At 40.1% G+C, this 24,050-nt stretch carries 20 protein-coding genes; 12 read left to right on the forward strand and 8 right to left on the reverse strand.

The window, feature by feature from the left end; translation table 11 throughout:
- The first annotated feature begins 50 nt into the window (after nucleotides 1-50).
- Nucleotides 51-1,703 (forward strand): UxaA family hydrolase, encoded by a 1,653-nt coding sequence (locus PQO01_RS15705; protein ID WP_274315035.1) that lies wholly within the window; start codon nucleotides 51-53, stop codon nucleotides 1,701-1,703.
- 24 nt (nucleotides 1,704-1,727) lie between these two features.
- On the forward strand, nucleotides 1,728-2,549 hold the full coding sequence (locus PQO01_RS15710) for an amidohydrolase family protein (RefSeq protein WP_274315036.1): 822 nt from the start codon (nucleotides 1,728-1,730) through the stop codon (nucleotides 2,547-2,549).
- A gap of 103 nt (nucleotides 2,550-2,652) precedes the next feature.
- On the opposite strand, the gene PQO01_RS15715 is transcribed toward PQO01_RS15710, so the two are convergent.
- Together PQO01_RS15715 and PQO01_RS15720 are read right to left on the reverse strand one after the other, a co-directional pair.
- On the reverse strand, nucleotides 2,653-3,393 hold the full coding sequence (locus PQO01_RS15715) for a type II secretion system protein (protein ID WP_274315037.1): 741 nt from the start codon (nucleotides 3,391-3,393) through the stop codon (nucleotides 2,653-2,655).
- Between the two features lie 388 nt (nucleotides 3,394-3,781).
- On the reverse strand, nucleotides 3,782-4,624 hold the full coding sequence (locus PQO01_RS15720) for a helix-turn-helix domain-containing protein (RefSeq protein ID WP_274315038.1): 843 nt from the start codon (nucleotides 4,622-4,624) through the stop codon (nucleotides 3,782-3,784).
- 145 nt (nucleotides 4,625-4,769) lie between these two features.
- Between PQO01_RS15720 and galE the strand changes: the two genes are divergently transcribed.
- The 4 genes from galE to PQO01_RS15740 all read left to right on the forward strand — a co-directional run bounded on the left by galE (nucleotide 4,770) and on the right by PQO01_RS15740 (nucleotide 9,894).
- Nucleotides 4,770-5,783, forward strand: a complete 1,014-nt coding sequence (gene galE, locus PQO01_RS15725) for a UDP-glucose 4-epimerase GalE (protein WP_274315039.1) — start codon at nucleotides 4,770-4,772, stop codon at nucleotides 5,781-5,783.
- Nucleotides 5,784-5,795: 12 nt separating this feature from the next.
- On the forward strand, nucleotides 5,796-7,652 hold the full coding sequence (locus tag PQO01_RS15730) for a sodium:solute symporter family protein (RefSeq protein WP_274315040.1): 1,857 nt from the start codon (nucleotides 5,796-5,798) through the stop codon (nucleotides 7,650-7,652).
- Nucleotides 7,653-7,667: 15 nt separating this feature from the next.
- Nucleotides 7,668-8,750 (forward strand): phosphotransferase enzyme family protein, encoded by a 1,083-nt coding sequence (locus PQO01_RS15735; protein ID WP_274315041.1) that lies wholly within the window; start codon nucleotides 7,668-7,670, stop codon nucleotides 8,748-8,750.
- A 232-nt stretch (nucleotides 8,751-8,982) separates the two neighbouring features.
- Complete coding sequence (locus tag PQO01_RS15740; RefSeq protein ID WP_274315042.1) at nucleotides 8,983-9,894, forward strand: nucleotidyltransferase family protein; 912 nt, start codon at nucleotides 8,983-8,985, stop codon at nucleotides 9,892-9,894.
- A 185-nt stretch (nucleotides 9,895-10,079) separates the two neighbouring features.
- Here PQO01_RS15740 and PQO01_RS15745 read toward each other — a convergent pair whose 3' ends face one another.
- Nucleotides 10,080-10,322: a hypothetical protein gene (locus PQO01_RS15745; RefSeq protein WP_274315043.1), complete on the reverse strand. Its 243-nt coding sequence runs from the start codon at nucleotides 10,320-10,322 to the stop codon at nucleotides 10,080-10,082.
- A gap of 223 nt (nucleotides 10,323-10,545) precedes the next feature.
- Between PQO01_RS15745 and PQO01_RS15750 the strand changes: the two genes are divergently transcribed.
- Entirely contained in the window at nucleotides 10,546-12,798 is a 2,253-nt protein-coding gene (locus PQO01_RS15750; RefSeq protein WP_274315044.1) for a DUF1549 domain-containing protein, read from the forward strand.
- Nucleotides 12,799-12,807: 9 nt separating this feature from the next.
- A complete protein-coding gene (locus PQO01_RS15755; RefSeq protein ID WP_274315045.1) occupies nucleotides 12,808-14,061 on the forward strand; it encodes a DUF1501 domain-containing protein in 1,254 nt (417 codons plus the stop codon).
- A 7-nt stretch (nucleotides 14,062-14,068) separates the two neighbouring features.
- On the opposite strand, the gene PQO01_RS15760 is transcribed toward PQO01_RS15755, so the two are convergent.
- The 4 genes from PQO01_RS15760 to PQO01_RS15775 all read right to left on the reverse strand — a co-directional run bounded on the left by PQO01_RS15760 (nucleotide 14,069) and on the right by PQO01_RS15775 (nucleotide 17,679).
- On the reverse strand, nucleotides 14,069-15,202 hold the full coding sequence (locus PQO01_RS15760) for a DNA-binding transcriptional regulator (protein WP_274315046.1): 1,134 nt from the start codon (nucleotides 15,200-15,202) through the stop codon (nucleotides 14,069-14,071).
- A gap of 110 nt (nucleotides 15,203-15,312) precedes the next feature.
- Nucleotides 15,313-15,879, reverse strand: coding sequence for a hypothetical protein (locus tag PQO01_RS15765; protein ID WP_274315047.1), 567 nt, complete (start codon nucleotides 15,877-15,879; stop codon nucleotides 15,313-15,315).
- Nucleotides 15,880-15,973: 94 nt separating this feature from the next.
- Nucleotides 15,974-16,765: a carboxylesterase family protein gene (locus PQO01_RS15770; protein WP_274315048.1), complete on the reverse strand. Its 792-nt coding sequence runs from the start codon at nucleotides 16,763-16,765 to the stop codon at nucleotides 15,974-15,976.
- The gene (locus PQO01_RS15775) at nucleotides 16,765-17,679 is read right to left on the reverse strand and encodes a ThuA domain-containing protein (protein WP_274315049.1); all 915 of its coding nucleotides are present in this window, start codon (nucleotides 17,677-17,679) and stop codon (nucleotides 16,765-16,767) included. Before PQO01_RS15775 ends, PQO01_RS15770 begins: the two co-directional genes overlap by 1 nt.
- 182 nt (nucleotides 17,680-17,861) lie before the next feature.
- On the opposite strand from PQO01_RS15775, the gene PQO01_RS15780 reads away from it, so the two are divergent.
- From PQO01_RS15780 to PQO01_RS15790, 3 genes are all read left to right on the forward strand, one after another.
- A complete protein-coding gene (locus PQO01_RS15780; RefSeq protein WP_274315050.1) occupies nucleotides 17,862-18,446 on the forward strand; it encodes an RNA polymerase sigma factor in 585 nt (194 codons plus the stop codon).
- 10 nt (nucleotides 18,447-18,456) lie between these two features.
- Nucleotides 18,457-20,397 carry a serine/threonine-protein kinase gene (locus PQO01_RS15785; protein ID WP_274315051.1) on the forward strand — a complete coding sequence of 647 codons (1,941 nt, stop codon included), beginning with the start codon at nucleotides 18,457-18,459 and terminating at the stop codon, nucleotides 20,395-20,397.
- A 129-nt stretch (nucleotides 20,398-20,526) separates the two neighbouring features.
- Entirely contained in the window at nucleotides 20,527-21,279 is a 753-nt protein-coding gene (locus PQO01_RS15790) for a type II secretion system protein (RefSeq protein WP_274315052.1), read from the forward strand.
- A gap of 285 nt (nucleotides 21,280-21,564) precedes the next feature.
- On the opposite strand, the gene PQO01_RS15795 is transcribed toward PQO01_RS15790, so the two are convergent.
- Nucleotides 21,565-22,884 (reverse strand): IS1380 family transposase, encoded by a 1,320-nt coding sequence (locus PQO01_RS15795; protein WP_274311999.1) that lies wholly within the window; start codon nucleotides 22,882-22,884, stop codon nucleotides 21,565-21,567.
- Between the two features lie 227 nt (nucleotides 22,885-23,111).
- On the opposite strand from PQO01_RS15795, the gene PQO01_RS15800 reads away from it, so the two are divergent.
- On the forward strand, nucleotides 23,112-23,891 hold the full coding sequence (locus PQO01_RS15800; protein WP_274315053.1) for a type II secretion system protein: 780 nt from the start codon (nucleotides 23,112-23,114) through the stop codon (nucleotides 23,889-23,891).
- The last annotated feature ends 159 nt before the right edge of the window (nucleotides 23,892-24,050 follow it).

Here is a 24,050-nt window from a genome sequence, read left to right on the forward strand (position 1 = left end):
ACCCTCGTATTGTTTTGGAAATTATCAAAGATTAAAGTAGGAAAATTCACATGGCTAAACATAGTTTTCTCATTCTCCATCCTAAAGATGACCTTGCGGTTGCACTTGTTAACCTCGAGAAGGGACAAGTTATCGAACATGGTGATCAAAGCATTACACTTTTAACGGATGTTCAACTCAAGCACAAATTCGCCCTATGTGACTTCCCTAAAGATTCAATCATGACTCAATATGGTGTTCCAGTAGGACGTGCTCTTTGCCACATCAAAGCGGGCGAAGCCATCACCACGCAAAATACTGAACACAGTAGTGACGACATGTGTAACTGGATGCCTGGTTACCAAGAGCCTCCAACTGATGCTAGCAAATTCCAGGGTCAAACTTTCAAAGGCTTTCACCGCAATGATGGCCAAGTCGGCACTCGCAATAACTGGTTAGTTATTCCTTTAGTTTTCTGTGAAAATAATAATCTCATGACTCTCCGCGAAGTCTTTAACCGCGAACTAGGTTTCACTGATCATAGTTCATACCAAGATGAGTTGCGCAAATTGACTGAGCTATATAAAAATGGTGCCAGCGTCGATGATATTCTAAACTCAGCTGAGTCCTCAACTTCTCATCCACAGAGTTCCAATAACTTATTTCCAAATGTCGATGGTCTAAAATTCCTCTTTCACAACATGGGCTGTGGTGGAACAAATGAAGACTCACAAGTCCTAGCTAAACTCCTAGCAGGTTACATTAAACACCCAAATACTGCGGGTGCAACTATCCTCAGTCTTGGCTGCCAAAAGACTCAAATGGGCCTCCTCGAATCATATATGGAACAATTAAATGTTGGTGACAAACCCATTTATTTCCATGAACAGCAAAAAATTGGTACCGAGCAAGAACTTATTTCTGCTGCAATCAAATCAACTTTTGCTGGCCTTATTCAAGCTAACGAAAACAAACGCCAAGATGCGCCACTCAGTAAATTAGTCATTGGCGTTGAATGCGGTGCTTCCGATGGTTTCTCGGGCATTTCATCTAATCCTGCTATTGGTCAAGTTAGTGACCTCATCGTTAAACTTGGCGGTGCTGCCGTTCTTTCTGAATTCCCCGAACTCTTTGGTGTGGAAAAAGAAATGATCATGCGCTGCAAAGATGAAAACACTGCCAATACCTTTATTGACCTCATGCGTCGTTATGAAGCTCGTGCAGAAGCTGATGGCACTTCGATGTCCACCAACCCTTCACCGGGCAATATCAAAGACGGCCTTATCACTGATGCCATGAAATCTGCGGGTGCTGCAAAAAAAGGTGGCACAGCCATTATTCAAGATGTTCAAGATTACCCGGGTTATATCAACAAAACTGGTCTAAACCTACTCAATACTCCTGGGAACGACGTGGAATCTTGTACGGCCTTAGCCGGTGCTGGTTGTAACCTCATTCTCTTTTCTACTGGTTTAGGGACTCCTACAGGTAACCCCGTGACTCCTGTTATCAAAGTATCATCTAACTCAACTGTCGCTCAAAAAATGCCAGACATCATTGACTTCGATACGGGTTGCATTATTTCTGGTGACAAGTCACTCGAAGAAACAGGTCAGAACCTACTCGAGCACTGTATTGCAGTTGCTTCAGGTACGACCCTAAGTAAATCAGAGCAACTCGGTCAAGATGACTTCATTCCTTGGAAACGCGGCACTTCACTTTAATTTTTAGTTAGCAAGAGACTTTTTATGCGTATTGACTCACACCAACACTTTTGGAATTACTCTGTAGAAGAGTACGACTGGATCGATGATACCATGGCGGTTTTACGCCGTGATTTCTTACCCCCTCACCTAAAAACTGAATTTGAAGCCCACAAGCTCGATGCTTCTGTGGCTGTTCAGGCTCGCTGCACTCTAGAAGAAACTCGTTGGTTACTCGACTTCACGAAGCAGTACGACCACGTCGCTGGAGTCGTTGGCTGGGTTGATTTGAAAGATGAGAAACTCGCCGAAGTTCTCGAAGAATTTGATGGCGATAAAAAGCTTTGCGGCTTCCGCGAAATTCTACAAGGTCAAGAACCCGAGTTTATGCTTGATCCCGACTTTATTCGTGGAGTAAAGCTCCTCGCTGATAAAGGTTATAGCTACGATATTTTGGTATTCCCAAAACATTTAAAAGCGGTCAAACAACTCCTTAAAGAACTTCCCGACATGCGTTTAGTTATCGATCATATTGCCAAGCCTTTAATTGGTGAAGGTCAAATTGATCAATGGGCGGAAGACATGAACGAAATCGCTCTGCACGCTAATGTTTACTGCAAACTCTCTGGTATGGTGACTGAAACTAATCCAGGCTGGGAACAAGAAGATTTCACTCCCTACATGGAAGTTATCTTTAATGCCTTTGGGGAAGATCGTATTATGTATGGTTCCGATTGGCCCGTTTGCCTCCTCAATGCGAGCTATTCTGAGACCTACAAGATTGCCCACGACTTCACATGTCAATTTTCTGATACCGCAGAGAGTAAAGTTTTTGGCGCAAACGCCGCCAAATTCTATCAGCTTTAATCTAAAAAAGCCTTTCTAGTCTCACCAAAAGCCAGAGCATTACGCTCTAGCTTTTTTCGTATTTGGAAAATACCGAAACTCTAATAACAACTTTTACAGCAATTTAATCACCTGCAATTGAGCTCCAAGCGCCTTCGGGATTATTGGGGGTTCCATTTCCTATGTCACTATTGGCATGACGGGTAGCAGCCGAACCATCAAAATAGAGGTAATTCCATTTATAATTACCGTGAAGTCCTACAATGCCATCAAATGACTGATGTTCAGGATTACTTGTACTAGCAGCCCCATTTGAGCCAAAATAATTGCGGCTAAAAGGAACTTCAGACATAAGTAAACTATCATTTGCAATATTCGAAATTTTTATTGATTCACTCCAGACAAAAACTCCTAGTATCACACTATAACTACGAGGAATAAGGTCAGGGTTTTCCCTTACTCTTGTATCTGAAGGACAGCTAAATGCCTGAGTTGAACGAGAAACTAAATCAGCTTTATCCACCCCAAATTGGCGAATTTGATTGCGAGTCAAATCTATTTTCATATACTGAGAAATTAAGTTATCCCACATGCTCATTTGGTGAGATAAGTTCGGGTCAATTTCAGGCGCCAAAGCCTCCCATTCAAAACTCACTGGTGGTAATGCTCCTTCATGATCCTCGGTGAACATATTAAAACTAGTGCCAATTTGCCTTTGATTATTGAGGCAAACGGCTGATTGACTAGCATTTCTCGCTCGCCCTAACACTGGTAAAAGCATACTTACCAAAATCCCGATGATCGCAATGACTATAAGTAATTCTATGAGTGTAAAACTGTATCTATTATGAATATTTTTCTTCATGCTTATCTCATCCGTTTAATTATCTAATTAAACTCATTACTTCACCGTTTTGTCTTGTCTGACATGAAATTTTGTTTTTTATTTACCTCAATATACATCTTAAATTCATTTCAAGAAAAGTTCTAAATTTGAAATACAATCAAAGTTACTACGCCTAGGATCAGCTTAGCCATTTGCGGAATACGCAAAAAATGAGTTTAGCTAATTCAGTTTACACATAAGGCTTGTAGTAAAACTTTAGTTTATAAATCCCAAAATGAATGAGTTAGCGGCTCTTTATATTTAAGCACTTCTCGCTTGTCAGCGGGATGCGGGGCGCCCCCGTGAACGGATTCAAAGACAAAAGGACATGTTATCTAATTAGTTCACCGGTCCTAATCCCTATGAACTATGCCTCCAAGCTATTATCTAGGGGCAAGGCATTGCGGCGATATTCGAGGGGGGTCATATTATTGTATTTTTTGAAGCGGGCACAAAAATGTGATTTGGAACTAAAGCCAAGCATAAAAGTTATGTCTTTAATACTATGAGTCGTGGTACTCAAAAAATGGCAGGCATGGGTGATGCGAATGTGCTCTAAGTAGTTGATCGGACTTTTGCCCATTTCCTTTTTAAAGAGTCGGCAAAAAGCCGCTTCCGACAAACTGGCTCGTGCCGATAATATGGCTAAATTAATACTGCGTGAATAGTTTTCTTGAATGTAACGCACGGCTCCTACTATGCGTTGATCGAGCCCCGAATGTTCTAAATCTTGTTGAACTCGAGCAATGTGAATCAAAATCTCTTCTAAACGATTCATGGCTAATTGTTCCGAAAAAGCAATCTCTTCTTTTGCGAGTTCAACCGCTTCTTGAATTAAGTTAATGATTAGTTTATAAAGCTTTTGATTGGGGATTTTAAAATTAAATAAGCCATCCCTAACTTCACTCCATTGCAGGAAAGTCAGCCAATGAGGACGTGGAATAAAATGAGCCCAATAAGCCGCCCAATAACCTTCTTCAGAGTCGGGTATGCCATAATCATGTGCCACTCGTGGTGGTAGTAAGACACATTCTAGATCCTCCATGAATAAATCGCCATCGGGATGATGAAAAACGCCTTTGCCTTTGTGGTGAATGAGTAATTGCCAATCCTGTGTTCCCTCTTCGCGGTAACAGGTGTAAGCCTTGTTCAAACTAAAATGCCCAACGGTAATATCACGCAATGGCGGTGGTGGAACATTGTGTCTCATGAAAACTTCCTTATGTCAATATTATGATACACTATATCAAATTTCCATTATTGTAAAGCTAGCTATAAATCATTATGATTCATTGTGTGCGAATAATTTGGCTTAGTTTTTACTAAGCTCTCTAACCTTGAGTAAGGAAAGACCGATGAAAAAAATTCTGATTACTGGTGGTGCTGGCTATATTGCCTCACATACCAATATTGAACTATTAAAAGATGACTATGAATTAGTCTTGTTAGATAATTTTTCTAACTCCTGCATGGAAAGTGTTAAACGCGTCGAAGACTTGAGTAGCAAGAAAGTCAGTTTTTATCAAGCGGACTTACTCAATCAAGATGAACTTAATAATGTTTTTGAACAAGAAAAAGATATTGATGCAGTGATCCATTTTGCTGCCCTGAAATCTGTTGGAGAATCTGTAGAAAAGCCTTTGGATTATTATAAGAATAATATCTCTGGCTCACTCAATCTCTATCGTTCCATGCAAAAATACGGTGTAAGTAATATCGTTTTCAGTTCGTCGGCAACTGTCTATGGTGACCCTGCTGAGATCCCTGTAAAAGAAAGTGCTCCGACTTCCTGCACCAATCCCTATGGTCACACCAAACTCATGATGGAGCAAATCCTGCTTGATAGTGCTAAAGCCTATGATTGGAATGTGGTTATTTTACGTTACTTCAATCCTGTGGGAGCCCACGAATCTGGTCGCATTGGTGAAGATCCCGAATACCCCGCCAACCTACTCCCTTTTGTCAGCCAAGTCGCCGCAGGTGTACGAGAAAAAGTCATGGTCTTTGGCAATGATTGGGACACTCATGATGGTACAGGTGTACGCGACTACATTCATGTCGTTGATTTAGCTCAAGCTCACGTTAAATCTATCAACAAACTCGAAAAATCTACTGGTAGCTTCATTTACAATATCGGAACTGGGCAAGGCTATTCCGTTTTAGAAATGATTACTGCCTTCAGCCAAGCCTGTGGACAGGAAGTCCCCTATGAAGTTGGGCCACGACGTGCAGGTGATATTGGTGAAGTTATGGGCGATCCCCAAAAGAGTGCCAAAGAACTCGGCTGGAAAGCTCAGTACAAACTCAAAGACATGGTAGAAAGTGCCTGGAAGTGGCAAAGTATGAACCCCAATGGCTATAGAGCTTAATAAGGAACAATGATGAATTCAATTTTCACAGCTATAACTTTAACTCCCTTAGACTGGTCCTTTATAATCGGTTTCTTCCTAGTTGCGATAGGTATTGGGATTTATACTTCACGTTCCGCGGGGAAGTCTGAAGAAGATTTCTTTCTCGGTGGACGCTCAATGCCTTGGTGGCTCTTAGGTTTTTCCATGGTTGCCACAACCTTCTCGACGGATACCCCCAACTTCGTTACCGACATTGTTAGGAAAAATGGTGTTGCCTCTAACTGGATGTGGTGGGCCTTCTTGCTCACCGGCATGCTCACGGTCTTTGTCTATGCTGGCCTATGGCGACGTTCAGGAGTTACTACTGATGTCGAATTTTACGAGATGCGTTATTCGGGAAAACCAGCCGCCTTTTTACGTGCCTTCCGCGGCATTTATCTCGGGGTTATTTTTAATATTCTCATTATGGCTATGGTTTCTGTGGCCGCAATTAAAATTGGCGAAATCATGCTCGGTCTTAAGCCCTGGCAAACTTTGGGTTATTCAGCGGTTGTGACAGTAGTGTTTTCCGCACTTGGCGGTTTCAAAGGTGTTCTCTTAACTGACTTCTTACTCTTTATCATTGCTATGGTGGGTTCTGTGGGCGCGGCCTACTTTGCCTTAGATCACGAAGCCGTTGGTGGCATGCAGGGAATGATGGCACACTTCAATAGTAATCCTGAATTGAGCTCAAAGCTCAACATATTCCCTTCATCAGACAGCACTATTTTTATCTCGCTATTTATTATCCCTCTCGCCGTGCAATGGTGGGCCGCCTATTTCCCAGGTGCTGAACCTGGTGGTGGTGGATACTTAGTTCAGCGTATGTTGGCAGCTAAAGATGAAAAAAATGCGGTGAGCGCAACTCTTTTCTTTAATTTTGCGCATTACGCATTGCGTCCTTGGCCGTGGATCATTGTCGCGCTTTGTTCGATGATTGTTTTTCCTGACCTCGCTAGTATACAAGAAGCCTTTCCAAATGCTGAAAAGGTTGCCGATGACTCCGCTTATTCCGCCATGTTAACTTTCTTGCCTGCTGGTTGGATGGGGCTCGTACTCACTTCTCTCATTGCGGCTTATATGTCGACAATTTCAACACACCTCAACTGGGGTTCATCCTATGTTGTTAACGATATTTACATGCGTTTCATCAAACCAGATTCATCACCCAAAGAACAGGTTTGGGTTGGTCGTATCTCTACTGTTGTACTGATGATTGTTACGGCATTTGTTGCTATGGGAATCAATAGTGCAGGAGAAGCCTTCAACATCGTTATTATGATGGGTGCTGGTACTGGAGGGCTTCTCATCGTGCGTTGGTTTTGGTGGAGAATTAATGCCTTTTGCGAGATTGTAGCGATGATCGTTTCTTTTATAACTGCCATTGTCTTGAGCAAAGTTATTTCAGCTGAAACGGGTGCAGAGATCAGCCAGGTATTTGGCGGTTTAGACTGGAGTAACTTACAAATTCTAATTGGAGTTTTTATCACCACTAGTGCATGGGTCATCACTGCTTTTGTCGCTCCACAAACAGAGCAAAAAACGCTCTTTAAATTTATTGAGCAAGTTAACCCTGATGGACCCGGCTGGAGTAAAGTTCATGAGGATGCAAAAAATGCCAATCACGAACTTAAATTCACCCATGAGGCAGATAGCCTACCTAAGGGAATTCTCTGCATGATTTTAGGTTGTACAGGCGTTTATAGCTTGCTATTCGCTATCGGTTATTGGATTTACGGCAAGACTACTTTAATGCTTACACTTTTTGCCCTAAGTGCGATCTCCACGATCTTGCTCTTCAAAGTTTGGGGCTCAAAAAAGCCTAAACAAACAATTCAAAACAAATAATTTCTGGAGTATACAATGAGTAAATATGATTATGAAAGTGTGATCTTACAGTTTCAAACGGGAGCTGAATTTGTTAAAGGCGAGCCCTATGGCGGAGGTCACATCAACGACACCTTTAAAATTGACATGCAAAATGACGATGGCTCTGCAATTCGTTTCATTTTGCAGCGCATTAACCATTTGGTTTTTAAACGTCCCGATAAAATGATGGAGAATATCAGTCGTGTTACAGAGCATCTACGTGCCAAAGAAAATAGCGCCTTCAAAAGTCCTATGTACCTAATTAAATCACATGATGGCGGAATTTTTCATCAAGATCCCAATGGTAATTACTGGAGAGTCTACAATTTTATCGAAGGCGCCGCTACTTATGATATAATTGAATCGACTGAGCAAGCCTATCAAGGCGCCAAAGCCTTTGGTCTATTTCAGCTAGAGCTGGCAGACTTACCTGGTGGTGAACTTTTTGAAACCATTCCCGATTTTCATAATACCCCCCAGCGTTACAAGAATTTTGAACAAGCAGTTATTGAAGGCATACCACAACGCATTAACTCTGCTGAAGACGAAATCTCTCAAGCCAAAAAGCTACGTAAGTTTGCTCCCGCAATTACTGATCTTTTAAACTCGGGTGCCATTCCCGCACGTGTGACTCATAATGACACAAAACTCAATAATGTTATGCTTGATGATGAAAGTCATGTCGGCGTTTGTGTCATTGACTTAGACACGCTTATGACGGGTTCAGCTCTCTATGATTTTGGTGACTATATTCGTACGGCAGGACGCATTGGTGCCGAAGATGAAAAAGATTTAGATAAAGTGAGCTTTTGCCAAGAAATGTATGAGGCTTCTCTAAAGGGTTACCTCGAAACTTCGGGTGACGCTTTAAATGAAGTCGAAAAACAAAACTTAGGCGTAAGTGCTATTGTGATCACTTATGAAGTGGGTTTGCGTTTCCTCACCGATTATCTCATGGGCGACACTTACTTTAAAACAAAACATGAGACTCATAATCTTGAGCGTGCACGCGTGCAATTTAAAATGGCACGTGAAATCAAAAAAAACCTCAATTCACTTAATGCACTCGTGAAATAAAGTTTACATAATTCCCTGATGCAGTAAGGAGAGTGCGAAGCACCCTATTTGCGGGTTAAGGGCCGGCAGGTCCTTACGGGGAGCACGAGGGGCAGCGCTCCCTCGTGTGCGAAGCACCAATAAAGCAATTGGTGACCTTATCTGCTTAATCATAATAACAAATCATAATTGGGGCTTCTATAAGCCCTCCTAAAATCAATGTGCCCACATGGGTAAATTTGGAGAATAAAAAATGAAAAAAACTCTCGTACTTTTAGCAGCAGGAATGGGTTCACGTTATGGTGGCCTCAAACAAATCGATCAATTAGGTCCCTGTGGTGAAGCCCTTTTAGAATACTCAATTTTTGATGCTCTTCGGGCAGGATTTCAAAAAATCGTTTTCATCATTCGTCGTGACTTTGCACAAGAATTCGAAGAAAAAATCGGTTCTAAATTTACGGCTTTTGCAGAAGTCGATTACTGCTACCAAGAACTCAATGAATTACCCGCTGGTTTTGCGCTCCCCGCAGAAAGAACTAAACCATGGGGAACTGGGCATGCCCTACTCGCGATAAAGGAAGTCGTAACCGAGCCCTTCCTCATCATTAATGCCGATGATTTCTATGGGCCAGAGAGCTTTGTGATGGCTGCAAAAATGCTCGATTCTTGGGGCGAAACTCAAGAACTCAAGGCTGGTATGATTGGTTTTAAACTGGATCAAACGCTCTCTGAACACGGCACTGTTTCCAGAGGCATTAGTGAAGTGAAGGATAGTCAACTCGTCAAAGTTGTTGAGACTCATGGGATTCACGCCAGTGATGGCCGTATTCTAGATGAAGATGGTAATGATTTAGCCTCTAGTGCTATTGCTTCGATGAATATGTGGTGTTTAAACCCAGCAATCATCCGCGAATTTGAACAGAGTTTCATCGCTTTTCTCAAAGAGAAAATTGAGGTTCCTAAATCAGAGTTTTACTTGCCTTTCGTCATCGATGAACTGGTATCTCGTCAAGCATTAGATTGCGAAGTGGTACAGAGTTCCTGCCAATGGTTTGGCGTCACCTACAAAGAAGATAAAGAACTCGTTGTAAACTCACTCAAACAAGCCATCAAGGAAGAAATCTACCCTTCTTGTTTAGCCGAGGAATTCTCCTGTACAATTTAAAATACTTTATTACTAAAAGTAAAAAGCCTCAGTTTTTATACTGGGGCTTTTTATCTTTAATTATCCAGAATCCCTAAGCTCTCTTTGGGATAATCTACTATGTGTTTATTTTTTAGAGTCTTACAACTTTCCAAAGGCATACCCGTAAGGTTTTTATAGCAACAGAAATCAATAAAAAACACCCTCTACATGCAGGCTAATCCTTGCCTTTTAAATTCTTTCTGAACTTTCTTAAGTTTAAGAAAAAGCAATAATGAGCTTAGCATTAAAGCCACAGTGAATAAGGGCCACAGTAGGCAGAAAAACCATACATTAATTTCGTAATAAGTTAGCCCTACTAAATCACCGCTCCACAGTAATAAATCGACGCATGAATCAAAGAGTGTATTGATCCAAGCACTCTCAGAAATAAGTTCTTCTCTAAGCATAAAAAATCCTCAAATAGTTCTTTATATATAAGTCTAGGAGTTCATTTTTATGAGTGCAAATTTTCTAGGAGAAAGAAAGTCACTGTTTATTCTTATTTCTAAAGAATCCTTAAATTTGATTATTATCAAAGTAAGTATTTTTTTATAAAAACTCTTTTTCTCGAAAAAAATGCTGTAAGATAGATAAGAGTCTTTTCGTAAACTTTCAAAACGGAGCTTTTACATGAAACTTTACCTAACTTTACTTTTTCTACTGCCCTCTCTCATATTTTCAGCCACGCATCCATCTGATGCCATTGCGAAAATTAACAGTTTAGTTAATTCAGGTCTCGAAACTAGTTTAAATAAAAAATCTGATGACTCAACTTTTGTTCGTCGAATCTATTTAGACATCATTGGACGCATTCCTTCCATTGAGGAAAGTACTCAGTTTATTGAAAACAAAAGTCCCAACAAACGTCAGGCACTCATCAAAAACCTACTTATGTCAGAAGCTTATGTTTCTAACAACTTCAATTATTGGGCCGATATCTTGCGCATCACGAATGATGGCGGTAATAACATACGAGTCATGACCGCTGCTTATAGTCAATGGCTTAAAAAATCTCTTCGCGATAACAAACGCTACGATGACATGGTTTATGAACTTCTCTCTAGCGATGGCAATGTGTGGGAAAACCCTGCAGCGTCCTATTATTTACGTGATAATGGCATGCCTTTGGATAACACGGCTAATACCATCAGGGTTTTCCTCGGTACTCGACTCGAATGTGCTCAGTGCCACGATCACCCCTTTGATAACTGGACTCAAATGGAGTTCTATCAAACAGCCGCTTTCACTTATGGCTACAAAGGTGGAACCTTCCCCAATGACAAGGACTCAAACCTCAGTGGTTTAAAACGTCATATTGCAGCTCTTAACAAGGCAAAATTCGCTAAAGCAGCTGGAAGTGATAAAATCCGTCCTGTTAACAATGAGAAACAACTTCAAGATTTCATCAATAATAAAAAATCTGCTAGGTTTATAGAGCGCTCAGGCCTTAGTCGTGATGAGTATATTCGACGTTCAAGAAAAGGTATGGAAGCTACTAACGATATGAAACTCATTCAATACTCAACTAAAGAAACGATTGAATCACTATTTGGAAAAATGCGCAGCACAAATCTTAGTGTCCAAGAAAAAAATCTTCAGCTCCCTCATGATTACCAATATGATGATGCCAAACCAAAAGACATCGTAAAACCCGCTACCATGTTTGGAGATAAAATCACCGTTAAAGAAGGTGAGAGTCGTCGTGAAGCTTTTGCCCGCTGGCTCACTTCGCCCAATAACCCCACTTTTACTCGCGTCATTGCTAACCGCATGTGGAAAAAAGCTTTTGGAGTCGCCGTGTTCTCGCCTGTCGATGAAATCAATGACTTCACCCATGTTCGCAACAAAGAACTGATGGATTATCTCGAGCAACTTATGAAAGATTTAGATTATAATCTCAAAGCTTTTCAATTCATCATTTTCAATACCGATGCTTATCAAGCAAAAGTTACAGCAAGCCAAATTGGCACAAAAGATAAGTATGATTTTCGTGGTCCCATACTACGTCGCATGACTGCCGAGCAACTTTGGGATTCACTCATCACTTTGAGTATAGAAAATCCAGATATTTACCTAAATAGTTCAAAAAACGATGAGGCTCTAGTCAATAGCATTCGAGCTAAATACAATTCTATCGAAGGCATGGATACTGAGCTATTTGTCAATAAAATTATGGATATTGCCAGCTACACTGCATCTAGGGATAAAGAGATCCGCGATCTTCGTGTAAAATCACTTGAAGCACGCAAAGAACAAGATGTTGATTCAATAAAAAAATATCAGAAAGATATGAGGGAAATCACCAAAAGTATTGAGGAGAAAACAAAAAATACCCTCGCAATGAGTTCTTCTGGTAGCATGGATATGCAAATGATGGATAGCATGAACTACAACAACAAAGGGAATAAAAATAAATTCCAACTTATTAAACAAGAGCCTAGTGCGAACCTTTCGAAGAATCAATTAAAGGTACACCAATCACAGTTCAAGCAATTCGAAAAAATGCTAACCCATTTTTACCGAGCATCTGAACTTTCATCCCCATCTCCACGAGGTCATTTTTTACGTGACTTTGGGCAATCAGATCGCTTGAGTATACAAAACGCCAATAGCTCACCTACAATCACTCAGGCATTGAATCTAATGAATGGGCATGTTTATCGAGTGCTCAATAATCCCCATTCGCTACTCGGACGAAAACTCCATGCAAGTAATAGTACTCCAGAGAGTTTTGAGATCCTCTATCAAGCCTTTTTTAGCCGCAAACCCACGACTGATGAATGGAGCATTCTTGGCCAAGAAACAAAAATAAGTAAAAGTGAAGCTACAAAAAATGTGCTTTGGGCATTACTCAACTCTAAACAATTCACCTTTATACAATAGGAGCTTATCATGGACCGTCGACATTTCCTTAAAACTGCCGGAGCAAGCTTGGTAGGTTTCAATCTTCCCTTTAACGCCACTGCTTCTTCATTAGACTTCAAACAAACTCCTGGCGCCGCTAAGCACCTCATCTACCTATACATGGGTGGTGGCATGTCTCATATGGATACCTTTGATCACAAGGGAACTCATAAAAACCAAGGACCCGTAAAAGCGATAAAAACTCGCGCTAAAGGTGTGGAGATATCTGAATTTCTTCCTCTCACAGCTGAGCACACTGATAAGATGGCCATAGTCAATTCCATGACTTCTACAGCGGGAGCTCACTCTCAAGGCAATTACTTTATGCACACCAGCTATGAAATGCGTTCGACAATTCAACACCCTGGTGTTGGTGCTTGGTTTCAGAAATTTCACGGCAAACTTAATAAAACTCTACCGGGCTCCATTTTTGTAGGTGGTAATAGCCGTACTTTCGGTAATCGTGGTTTCTTCGAACCAGAATACGCTCCACTTTCCATTAGTAGTCCTGAAGCTGGCTTAAAAAATGCAAAAAATCCTTACTTTGAAGATGAAGAATTTCACCGTCTGACTTCTTTGACCAATAAATTGGATGCCCAATTTATGAAGAACTTTGATCTTGATAGTACAAAATCAGCCGTTTCAACTTACAAAGAAGCCATGGACCTCATGTCGAGCCCAGACCTCGCTGCGTTTAAACTCGATGATGTCACAGAAAAAGACAAAACGATTTATGGCGACAATAATTTTGGCATGGGTTGTTTACTTGCTAAACGTTTGATACAAAAAGGTGTTCGCACTGTTGAGGTATCTCTCGGTGGCTGGGATACCCACAGCAACAATTTTGACCGCGTCTCTATCAATACAAAAACTCTCGACCAAGCCTACAGTGCGCTACTAAGTGACCTCGCTGAAAGTGGCATGTTAAAAGATACCCTTGTGGTACTGGCTACTGAATTTGGTCGTACGCCCATTATCAACGTCAATGATGGTCGTGACCATTACCCCAAAGCCTTTTCATGTGTTTTAGCCGGCGGTCCTGTACGTGGTGGTCAAAAATACGGAATGACCACTGAAGATGGTCGATCTGTAGCGAAAGACCCCGTTAAAATACCAGACTTTAATGCGACCATCGCAAAAGCTCTAGGTATGCCTTGGCAACAAAAAGTCTTCAGCCCCTCTAAACGCCCTTTCCAAGTGGCGCATCGTGGTAAACCAGTCGACACTCTACTGACTATTTAATTGAAACTTAGTTTTGCTGATTATTGCGAATTTCTTTCGCCGTCATGCCATAGAATTTTACTAAGTATTTATTGAGCTGATTTGATGAAGAGAAGCCTAATTTAAAGGCGGCTTCACTAATTCTTTGAGAAGGATCAGATTCTAGGAGATCCTTGGCTTTTTCTGCTCGCACAGAGGAAATAAACTCCAAAGGAGTCTGCCTGAGTTCTTCTTTAAAGTGGTATTCTAACCAACGCCTTGAGCGACCAATATGTTTAGCCGCACTTTCCACGTTTACCTGCTGCATAACATTGAGGCGTATATACTCAATTACCTTAGCTATTTCAGGGTTATAAATGGACAAAACGGCAGTTGAATTGCGTTCTAAAATCTCCCCACTAGGGATGACAATATCTTCGACTCTCGTTTTATCATTCATTAAGTCTTCTAGAATCTCTGCAACTTTCAGTCCTAATTCCCTGCCATTTCTAGCTACACTACTCAAGCTCGGTGATATCAATTCACAATTCACCACGTCGTTATTCACCCCCATTACAGAAACTTTCTGAGGCACTTTGATGTTCATTTTTGAACATACTTGTAAAACCTCTACTGCACGAGGGTCGTGGGCTGCTAACAAGGCCGTTTGCTCAGGTAAATCAACTAGAAATTTCTCCAAACCATCATTGGTGAAACTCCAATCCACTGAAACCCCCGAAGGAGCCTCATACAACTGGGCTTCATAGCCATACTGATTAAGTACATCGGCATATGCCCGAAAAGTTTCACGTGAATACCAAACCGATTTTATCCCATAAAAAGCAAAATTCTTAAAGCCTTTTTTCAAAAAGAACTCAGCAGCTTTTTTTCCCATTCCATAGTAATCTGCCCTCACCCTACTCACCGGACTGCTTTCTAAGACTCCAGAAATATTGACACAAGGAATATTCAGACTTTTGATGATTTCAGCTTCTTCTTCAGTATTAATCTGTGCAATTATACCATCGCCATCCCAATTTTTTAAATCTCGAATTTCTAAACGGTGACGCTCGGGATTTGACAAGAACTGCCAATGATCACTTCCTTTAAAACTACGTATGCCAAAGGCGACCTCCGCTAAATGGTCCACCCCCAAGGGAAAAGCTAGTGCAATACGTTTCATAAAAAAGAGTAATCCTCAGTATTCGCATTTCAACCAAAAGGATATCACTTTGCGCAAATTGATTTTATCTTTGTATGATTTTTCAAAAATCATGAGTGCTAATTAGAATTTTATATGTCTACACTGACTTTAACTATTTTTTTTGCATAAAAAGATATTGTGACAGGTTTGTTAGCTTTAGTATTTACTAAAAAACTAAAACGCTCCTCTTTAGAGAGTTTAATGAAATTATTTCCTGCTTGCGCCTCTTGTGCATTTTTAAGCACAGCACCTGACTCTGTATTCATTATGTGTTTTGGTTTACCATTTGCAGATACAAGTTCAAAACTTCCATTGCTAATCTCTATTTGATCAGAACTAAATGAATCAAAAGCCGTATCACTGTCTCCTAAAGAATGTAAAACTATTCTTAATTTACCGTCCTTATTTGGAGTAAAAGAAAAACTAAATTCATTCCACTCATTGCTTAATTTTTTAAGATAAAGGTTACCTGCATATAGATGGGTATCCCCCCAGCTGGAACTGTCTTTTAGACCGATGGATTTACCAGAACAATTTGAAAGACTCAGGGTATCTTCTGCAAGAGTTTTTCTGAGTTGCAGCCGAACTTTAGCTTCCTCAGCAATCATATTCATTGAAAGCATGCATAAAACAAAAACTGAAATTAATTTCTTCATCTTTATAAAATCCTTTTTTTTAATTGTTTATTATTGGTCGCAAGTCAAGATTGGCTTTTGACAGCGAAGCTATTTTTTCTTTTGTAAAAAACTATTAATTTGATGCTTTTTTGTGCTTAAAAAGCCACTTTAAAGAATCCTCTTCCCCATCACATTTATCACTGCTAAAGTTAGTGACCTGATTTTCTTTGATCTTCAAAAATGCATTGGGAACATTATGCCCCTGCCCCTTGTAGGTAGTGAACTTCATAAGACCGCCAGATTTTTTGAAGTCTTCGAATAAATCTTTGCTTTTTACATAAGGACTTACGTTATCCTTCTCTCCATGAAAAGACCAAATTGGAAAATCACTTAAAAGTTCTGTATCAATAAAGGGCTCTGTATTTTTTAAGCCTGCACCAGCGATTGTAATGGCTGCAGCAAAGAAGTTATGATCTTCCATGAGAAAGCGAAAAGTTCCATGCCCACCCATTGAATAACCAATTAAATAAATTCGAGACCTATCAACGTTTTTTAAGGTTTTAATGATCTCCTTAAGTTTCTGAAGCTGGTCTTTATTCCACAAAGATTTAGATTGCGGACTCAGCAAATAAGTCGGGTATTGTTTTCTGATTTCATCTTTACTCAGGTACAAAATTGTTTTGTTCATCTGAGTTACATTGTCATTGCCTCGACCACCACCTCCGTGCAAATAAATAATCACGGGATATTGCTGACTATTCTTAAAGTTAAGGGGACGCAATAACCTGTAAGGCATATTTTTATATGTTTTCGCCTCGTGCTTTTTGATCCATGGCCACTCAACTTTTTTATTCTTTTCTGCGCATAAATTCACCGACATAAATACGGCTATACTTAGAAATAGTGTTTTCGCTATAAACTTCATTACTTACTCTTTTTATTATTTTTATATAAGTACTTAACTGAATCTTTTATTAGGTTTTGAAACTCTATTTGCTGCCATTCTGAGATATCGTGCCCAAGGCTCAAACCAATTAATTCAGATTTACCCTGAGGAACCTGCCACATAACCACCGCCTCAGACTTTTGCTTGGGAACTGCTAGCTCAGCTTCAGTAAGCTTCTTACCCATTAAGCGTTTTCTAGCTATATCATTGGGATACGCAACCTGAGTGCCTATTAAGAGTGGCTTCACTGAATCCAAGATATAGAAATTATTATAGAGTTCAGCAATCTCTGCCGTTGTGTAGCCCGCTTTGGGAACACTAGTGGTGGACTCGTGAGCACAACACTTAGTGACTTTGATCGCTGCTTTGGCTCCATGTGAAGTGGAGGCCACCCCCGTAAAATCGCCCCAAACGGGAAAGACCTCATGAGGATTTTGCTTCTTCCAGTCTTCATAGACCTTGGCATCAGCCATTGCACCTGATTCTGAAACCTGGATAAATTTATCCCCCTTTTTAAGAGATCCCTTGTAGCTTGCCCAAAAACTGTGCATGGCACAATGGATGACTAGCGCTGGTACACCTTTATTTCTTGTCTGATCTATAATATTTGAAGCTGCATTTAAATTGAGTGTCTTCGCAAAACAAAAGTTGTAAACCACCACATCATAACCATCGCAAAGTTGTGGGTCTTCTAATCTTATTAATTGATCATCATGCGTCCCGCTTGAAACAGTAAGTTTCCACCCAGCTTCTTTGCCTAAGCTAACAAAAATTTCTTTTTGAGGCGTGTACTCATGACTTTTACCCGGCTCATGAGTGATATATAAAACCTTTTGGCCATAGGCCTGAATAAACGACATTGCTACTACTAATAATAAAGCTAAGTATTTCATTTTTAATTCTCCTGTGAAAAGCATTTGGTAAATCTTAAAAAGTTATTTAACAGTCGTAAATTCTGGATTTTTTTTGACAGCATAGGAAGATATTTTTTTTTTGAATACTATCATTTATGATATGAACTGCTGATTTTAGTCTTTTTAATACAGCTTAATTTTAATCAGGAATAAACTACAATATGGATGATGATATCTACAAAACCAGACTCTCCCTATTACAAAGAGTACAGAAAAAAGATGACCATCAATCCTGGGAAGAATTCACTCATTTCTATGAAAAGTACATATATTTTATTTGCCGTAGAATGAAGCTATCGCATCATGATGCAGAGGAAGTATCACAAAAAGTAATGCTCAAATTGTGGAAGAAACTGCCTGAAATGGACTGCTCAAATTTCAAGAGATTTCGTAGCTGGCTATGCACTGTAACTAGCTGTACTGGAAAAGACTACATAAGAAAGCGCGTCTCACAAACTAATAAAGATGCAAAGACCGAAGCCCTCTTCGATTACTGTGAGCCTGAGATAGATGAAATTGCTGATCAGGAATGGAAAAAATTCATGGTTGCTCAAGCAACTGAGAACATCTCCAAAAACTTCTCTGGCCTTGTTATGAAAGTCTTTAGCGAGATCAATCAGGGCAAGGATTTCAAAGTCATTGCAGAAGAACTGGACTTGTCATTAAACACTGTTTATGTCTACAGGCAAAGAGTTGTTAAAGCTCTTGGGGAAGAAATTAAACGTCTTGAAGAACATTTAAGCTAAGAGAGGTAACTTGCCCAAACCAACTAGCAAAGAACTTGAAGCCTTATACGACCCCTCACTTCAAAATTTCGACGACCTCTACGACATAAGTCTTGAGTCTCTCAAGCAAGATAAGTCAATTAAGGGCGAAAGTTTTCTAACTTATGAAGAACGCTATGGTAAAGCAAAAAAATTAAATCAGGGGGGAATGAAAAACATTTTCCTAGTCAAAGACAAATCTACCGAACGCGATGTCGCTATGGCTAAGCTCCAGAACGATTTAAACGAAGAAGCCAATCAACATTTTATAAGAGAAGCCCTGTTAACCGCCTCCCTTGAACACCCCAACATCATGCCCATTTACGACATTGGATATGATCAGAACCATAAGCCCTACTTCACCATGAAGTTAACAGGTAAAAAAAACTTAGGGCAGATAATTCGAAATAAGGGACAAGACTTTGATAAATGGCCGCTCAATGAGAGACTAAGCTTATTTTTGCGGATATGTGATGGCATAGCCTACGCTCATTCTCGACACATTGTTCACCTCGATCTAAAACCTGAAAACATTCAAATCGGTGAATTTGGCGAAGAGCTTATATGTGATTGGGGTCTCGCATGGATCTTATTCGAAGAAGCCGGAGAAAAAATTAATTCCAACCTCTTTAATCCAGCTCCCTATGATCAAATTAAAGGGACGCCGGGCTACATGGCTCCCGAACAAATCAATATAGAAAATATTCATTTCGATAAACGTACAGACATCTATGCTCTCGGTGGCATTTTATACACCCTAACAAGCGGAAAATCTCCCATACCTGGCTCTAGTGTCAACACAATCATTGCCAAAACGATTAGCGGAAATATCCCCTCCCCCTCAAGTCGCTGTGACAAAGGAGTCATTCCAGAATCCATTGAAGCCGTTATTCAAAAATCCATGTCTTTGGATCCGAACCAGCGCTACCAGGATATTTCAGAGTTAAGTGCTGACATCAGATCCTACCTAAATGGCTTTGCGACTGAAGCTGAAGATGTCAGCTTATACAAATCTCTAAGCCTCTTGGTAAAAAGACATAAGACCTTGAGTATTTCTTTGGCTTTCATTTTCATACTAACAATTGGCTTTGTAATTAGCCTCCGTATTAGTGAGCAAAAAGCTATCAAATTATTAGATCTTTATACTCAAGAGCAAAAGAATTTAAATAAGCTCAAAGATGATACCATCCCTAACCTCTATAATCTAGCTTTATTCAATCTCGAAAACCTTGAGTTGGAGGCAACTCGCAACACCTTAAATTTTGCAGAAGGCCTCGCTAAAGATGACTACGACACCCAAAAGCTTTTAGCAGAAGTAAACTTTGCCCTTCATCGCTTCAAGGAGGCAAAAAACTACTTTGAAAAAATTTCAGATACCAATAATAAACTATATCAACTGAGCGTGAAATACGCTCCCGTAAAAGACGATAATGAACTATTAAACACCACAGATTCCCTGGAGCTCATCAAATCTTTGTATTCAAGTCTCCATGCCATTCGCTTTGCCAAGACATGCATAGACTCAAAAAAATACAGTTTTAAAGACAAGATTCATGTCTATGACCTGGCACTGCGTAAAAAAAATCGCTATAAGGGAAAATCTCTCATCAAGTTCGAGACTCATTCAGGTAAAAACTCTTTAGATCTCTCCGGATACAAAACCTTCATCGATTTCCAAATACGTGCACTGCAAGGACTGGAGGTCCACAAGCTCAATTTAAAAGATATCAATCTCGGCCAATGGGAACTTGCTCACTTAGCCAATGTGCCCTTGGAAGAAATTGACCTTCGACTTAAAAAGCCAATCCAAATAGACATCCTCACTGAGATGAAAAATCTAAAGAAAATAACTATCTACAAAGAGCAATATTCTGATCGAGTTCTAAAGAAATTACCTGCTAAAGTTCTAATTGAGCAAATGGATATCCACTAGCTCAACTGCAGCCCCATTTGACTTACTGAATATAAGAAAAAATCTTTTTTAAATTTTTTTATAAAAAGCAGTCAAATATCTAAAGTACCCATCGACTTGTACTTAGAAAATAAATTGGAGCACAGAACGATGACAAAAAAACATTTTAGTCTTATTGAATTATTAGTCGTTATTGCAGTTATTGGTATTCTCTTCAGCCTTTTGGCGCCGGCCTTAAGCTCAGCGCGTGAATCTGCAAAAACAGCCACATGTAAAAGCACACTCAAATCACTTCATACAGCTTCGTTGATGTACGCAGATGATAATAATGACGTCGCCATCTTTAAAGCCCGCCAGCCTGGCTATGATAATTATTCTCCGGGGTGGTCTGACTACTCCCGATTGGCCCAATACCTAATGGATACCGGTTCAGAACCCGATGGATATAGATACTACAATGAAAAATTTCTTTGTCCTAAAGCAGACTATGCTCGATCACAAGAGACTAATTTCGTGGAGGGTCGTCCCTATGAATTACGTTTTTCATACGGTATGAATACAAGTAATCAGGTCATTAATAAGGCCAGTCAATTTGCTGGTGTAAAATTCACTCAACTAAATGACCCTGCCAACAAAATCCTATTTAGTGACTCCATTTCCGAGGCGATTATCCAAAACAACGCTGAATATGGCATGTACCTCGGAGGTAATTACGAAAACCCCGCCAATAACTGGAATAGACAGGTTGCCTATCGACATAAAGAGCAAGCTAATACAGTTTTTTACGATGGCCACATCGGGCCAGTCAATCACCTTCAGCTCACTTCGAATGCCACAGATTATTGGACTCTCAGTGGCTATGTCCATATATCTAAGAACGGTACAAAGACAATCGTTCCCTGAACAGCCAAGTTAATCATTTACTGAACTCTACACAAAAAACAAAAATTATTGTAACCTGAATCCGTGATCAGGTTTTGAGATTCATGAGATAATGGTTTGGTCGAGTAATTCTTAGATCGTTTTTATCCCAGATTGTGAGATGTCCTTATTTCTTAAGCCTATCGCTCGTGATCAGGTGTCTAAGGATAGTAAATATAGCAATTTCTAAGGCAATTCACCCAACTTGGACAGAGTAAAGCACAAAACTCAATAAAAGAGCTTTGCAATAAACTTCTTATTAGTGGATTAAAGGCTAAATGATATTTTTTGATACAGCTTAAACCAAGGGCTATGTCGACCAAACTTGAGAGTTTCATCTCCTGCGTGCTTTACGTGTTTACAAGCGGTTAAAATCAAGTCACGTATCACGCACCGTAGGCGGCGTCGTTGGGCTTTGATTTTAATTGGAGCCAAAGATTTATTATGGATAAGGTGATTACCAATGACTCTGAGCACATTAAAAGCGAGCATAGCGCAGTGCAAAAAGAATTGATTCGCTTTAAATTTCCCTGAGGGTAAACGCTCTACATTCATATCGCTCTTCAATTCGCTATGGAACTGCTCACTGGTTCCATGATCGTGATAAAGTTCGATCACATCCTCGGCTTCTAAAGGTAAATTCGTCCAATAGGTCTCCACTTCGATTTCTGGCATCAAAAGTCGATTGCCATCTTGATCTTCGAGTCGTTCCGTAACTTTAAAAATAACAGGAACCACTTTATGTTCTTCATTGTTTCCAGGATGTTTGTGATGGAGTTCACCGACAAAGACACTCTTACCATCTCGAGATTTAAGCTGTCGCCCTAAACGCCGTGCGTTGGATAGCCACTGTTCTTTAGATTCCTTTCTAAGGTTCCGTTTAATCAGAAAATATTGATCATCAGGAAGGTGTCCGAAATTAACCTCAGCATCGTGAGCGGAATCTAAACGAAGTAGTACGGGGTGCTTAAGCTTTAATTTTTTGATCATAGTAAAGCTGTCATCTAAGAACTCTGGCATCCCTTTTTGTGCATGCTGTGAACCTGGACGCAGCTCATTATTTAGCATAAAGCCCTCAGTTCCAAGGTAGGCAAACATGGGAGAAAATCCGTCATGATTTTTATATGTCCAACTCACATTTTCTTTATGGCTACCGGAGTTATCCATGGGTGATACATCCATATCGAGTGGAATAAAATTCATCCCCCCTTTTGATATATTACCTATACACTGTTTTTTGAGCAGGTTTGTATTCGCTGATTTTAAATGCACTTCATGCTCAGAAGACATGATTTCTAGTCGTTGACGCAAACGTTCCTCGGATGGAACTTTGTTTAATCCAAGTGATTTCATAAAGACTTCGTTTTCACGAAACTGACTAATATCTGTGAAGCGTTCACGCCCCTGAATCAGTAACCCCACCTGTGATTTGAAAATATCTAGATCTTGAAAGATATGATTGGCCTTGTGATCTGTATTGAACTCATCGTCAATTTCACTTTGTTGAAGGACTTGGCCACCTAAAAATATTCCGCCAATACTGTGAAGGGAATCATTGCCTGTGTCGAGTTTAAATGCTTTATTCATGAGAAAACCTGTTGGGTGATTTTGGTGTCGTAACTTAAATTACTATAAACCAACAGGTTTTCTTGTTTTTAAGCTGTTTTTTAAGATCAGCTCACGGATTCAGGTGTAACTGTATTGAGCTAGAACAATAAAAATATTAAAGAAAATTACATTTTTTTCAAAATCAGTCAAATTTATAGAATGCTCATCGACTATTATATATAATAAGCCTTTGGAGAATGCTGAAAATGAAAAATAATTCTAATAAATTCACTTTAATTGAACTACTCGTCGTTATTGCAATTATAGGCATTCTCGTAAGTCTGCTTGCCCCAAGTCTAAAAGGCGCTCGGGAATCTGCGAAGTCCGCAGCATGTAAAAACACCTTAAAGTCACTCTACACGGCATCACTTCTCTACGCAGATGATAACGAGGATTGGGCTCTATTCAGAGCTGATATCGGCGTTACAGATTCACAACCCTGGGCTGCATGGGGCAACTATGGTCAATACCTCATGGATATCGGTTCTAATGACAACCAGAGATGGTTTCGCTTCTATAGTGAGAAATTCATCTGCGCCAATGCCGAATATGCACGCACAGAAGCTAATACCTCGGCAGAGGGCCGTCCCTATGACATTCGCTATAGCTACGGCATGAATACCAGCGGACAAGTGGTGGAAAAAAATTACCCTTTTGGGGGAATAAAATTCAACCAGGTCGATTCTCCATCAGACAAAATATTTATGAGTGATTCCCTATCAGAATCGATTCTTGAATCCAAAGCAAGATTTGGTCATTACATCGGAGGTAATTATGAAAGCCCTGCAAATAGCTGGAATCGACAAGTAGCCTACCGCCACAAAGATCAAACTAAGGCAAATATAACCTATTTTGATGGCCATATCGAAACCAATGATTACCTGCAAATAACCGTTGAAGGCGACTCAAATAACTTCGTTGATAAATGGAAGCTCCCCGGCTACACTTACATCGAACCCGATGGCACTGTCAACACAATTGAATAACCCCCCTGCTGTCTAAGCGTGGATTCGTCTAATCGGGGAATCGAATAATTAAAAATCGCTTCAAACTAAGCATACCACCCCCTAAAGTCCTATCAAGCCGAAGGCGTTCAATAGCTCACCCAGTGATCCCTCTCCCAGCGTAGCGGTCTTTCAGCGAAT

Source organism: Lentisphaera marina, assembly GCF_028745505.1.
GTDB lineage: Bacteria > Verrucomicrobiota > Lentisphaeria > Lentisphaerales > Lentisphaeraceae > Lentisphaera > Lentisphaera marina.

What these genes read in the sequence shown, in the direction of transcription:
- PQO01_RS15705 (WP_274315035.1), top strand. Translation starts at nt 51, where the DNA reads ATGGCTAAACATAGTTTTCTCATTCTCCATCCTAAAGATGACCTTGCG.
- PQO01_RS15710 (WP_274315036.1), top strand. Translation starts at nt 1,728, where the DNA reads ATGCGTATTGACTCACACCAACACTTTTGGAATTACTCTGTAGAAGAG.
- PQO01_RS15715 (WP_274315037.1), bottom strand. Translation starts at nt 3,393, where the DNA reads ATGAAGAAAAATATTCATAATAGATACAGTTTTACACTCATAGAATTA.
- PQO01_RS15720 (WP_274315038.1), bottom strand. Translation starts at nt 4,624, where the DNA reads ATGAGACACAATGTTCCACCACCGCCATTGCGTGATATTACCGTTGGG.
- galE (WP_274315039.1), top strand. Translation starts at nt 4,770, where the DNA reads ATGAAAAAAATTCTGATTACTGGTGGTGCTGGCTATATTGCCTCACAT.
- PQO01_RS15730 (WP_274315040.1), top strand. Translation starts at nt 5,796, where the DNA reads ATGAATTCAATTTTCACAGCTATAACTTTAACTCCCTTAGACTGGTCC.
- PQO01_RS15735 (WP_274315041.1), top strand. Translation starts at nt 7,668, where the DNA reads ATGAGTAAATATGATTATGAAAGTGTGATCTTACAGTTTCAAACGGGA.
- PQO01_RS15740 (WP_274315042.1), top strand. Translation starts at nt 8,983, where the DNA reads ATGAAAAAAACTCTCGTACTTTTAGCAGCAGGAATGGGTTCACGTTAT.
- PQO01_RS15745 (WP_274315043.1), bottom strand. Translation starts at nt 10,322, where the DNA reads ATGCTTAGAGAAGAACTTATTTCTGAGAGTGCTTGGATCAATACACTC.
- PQO01_RS15750 (WP_274315044.1), top strand. Translation starts at nt 10,546, where the DNA reads ATGAAACTTTACCTAACTTTACTTTTTCTACTGCCCTCTCTCATATTT.
- PQO01_RS15755 (WP_274315045.1), top strand. Translation starts at nt 12,808, where the DNA reads ATGGACCGTCGACATTTCCTTAAAACTGCCGGAGCAAGCTTGGTAGGT.
- PQO01_RS15760 (WP_274315046.1), bottom strand. Translation starts at nt 15,202, where the DNA reads ATGAAACGTATTGCACTAGCTTTTCCCTTGGGGGTGGACCATTTAGCG.
- PQO01_RS15765 (WP_274315047.1), bottom strand. Translation starts at nt 15,879, where the DNA reads ATGAAGAAATTAATTTCAGTTTTTGTTTTATGCATGCTTTCAATGAAT.
- PQO01_RS15770 (WP_274315048.1), bottom strand. Translation starts at nt 16,765, where the DNA reads ATGAAGTTTATAGCGAAAACACTATTTCTAAGTATAGCCGTATTTATG.
- PQO01_RS15775 (WP_274315049.1), bottom strand. Translation starts at nt 17,679, where the DNA reads ATGAAATACTTAGCTTTATTATTAGTAGTAGCAATGTCGTTTATTCAG.
- PQO01_RS15780 (WP_274315050.1), top strand. Translation starts at nt 17,862, where the DNA reads ATGGATGATGATATCTACAAAACCAGACTCTCCCTATTACAAAGAGTA.
- PQO01_RS15790 (WP_274315052.1), top strand. Translation starts at nt 20,527, where the DNA reads ATGACAAAAAAACATTTTAGTCTTATTGAATTATTAGTCGTTATTGCA.
- PQO01_RS15795 (WP_274311999.1), bottom strand. Translation starts at nt 22,884, where the DNA reads ATGAATAAAGCATTTAAACTCGACACAGGCAATGATTCCCTTCACAGT.
- PQO01_RS15800 (WP_274315053.1), top strand. Translation starts at nt 23,112, where the DNA reads ATGAAAAATAATTCTAATAAATTCACTTTAATTGAACTACTCGTCGTT.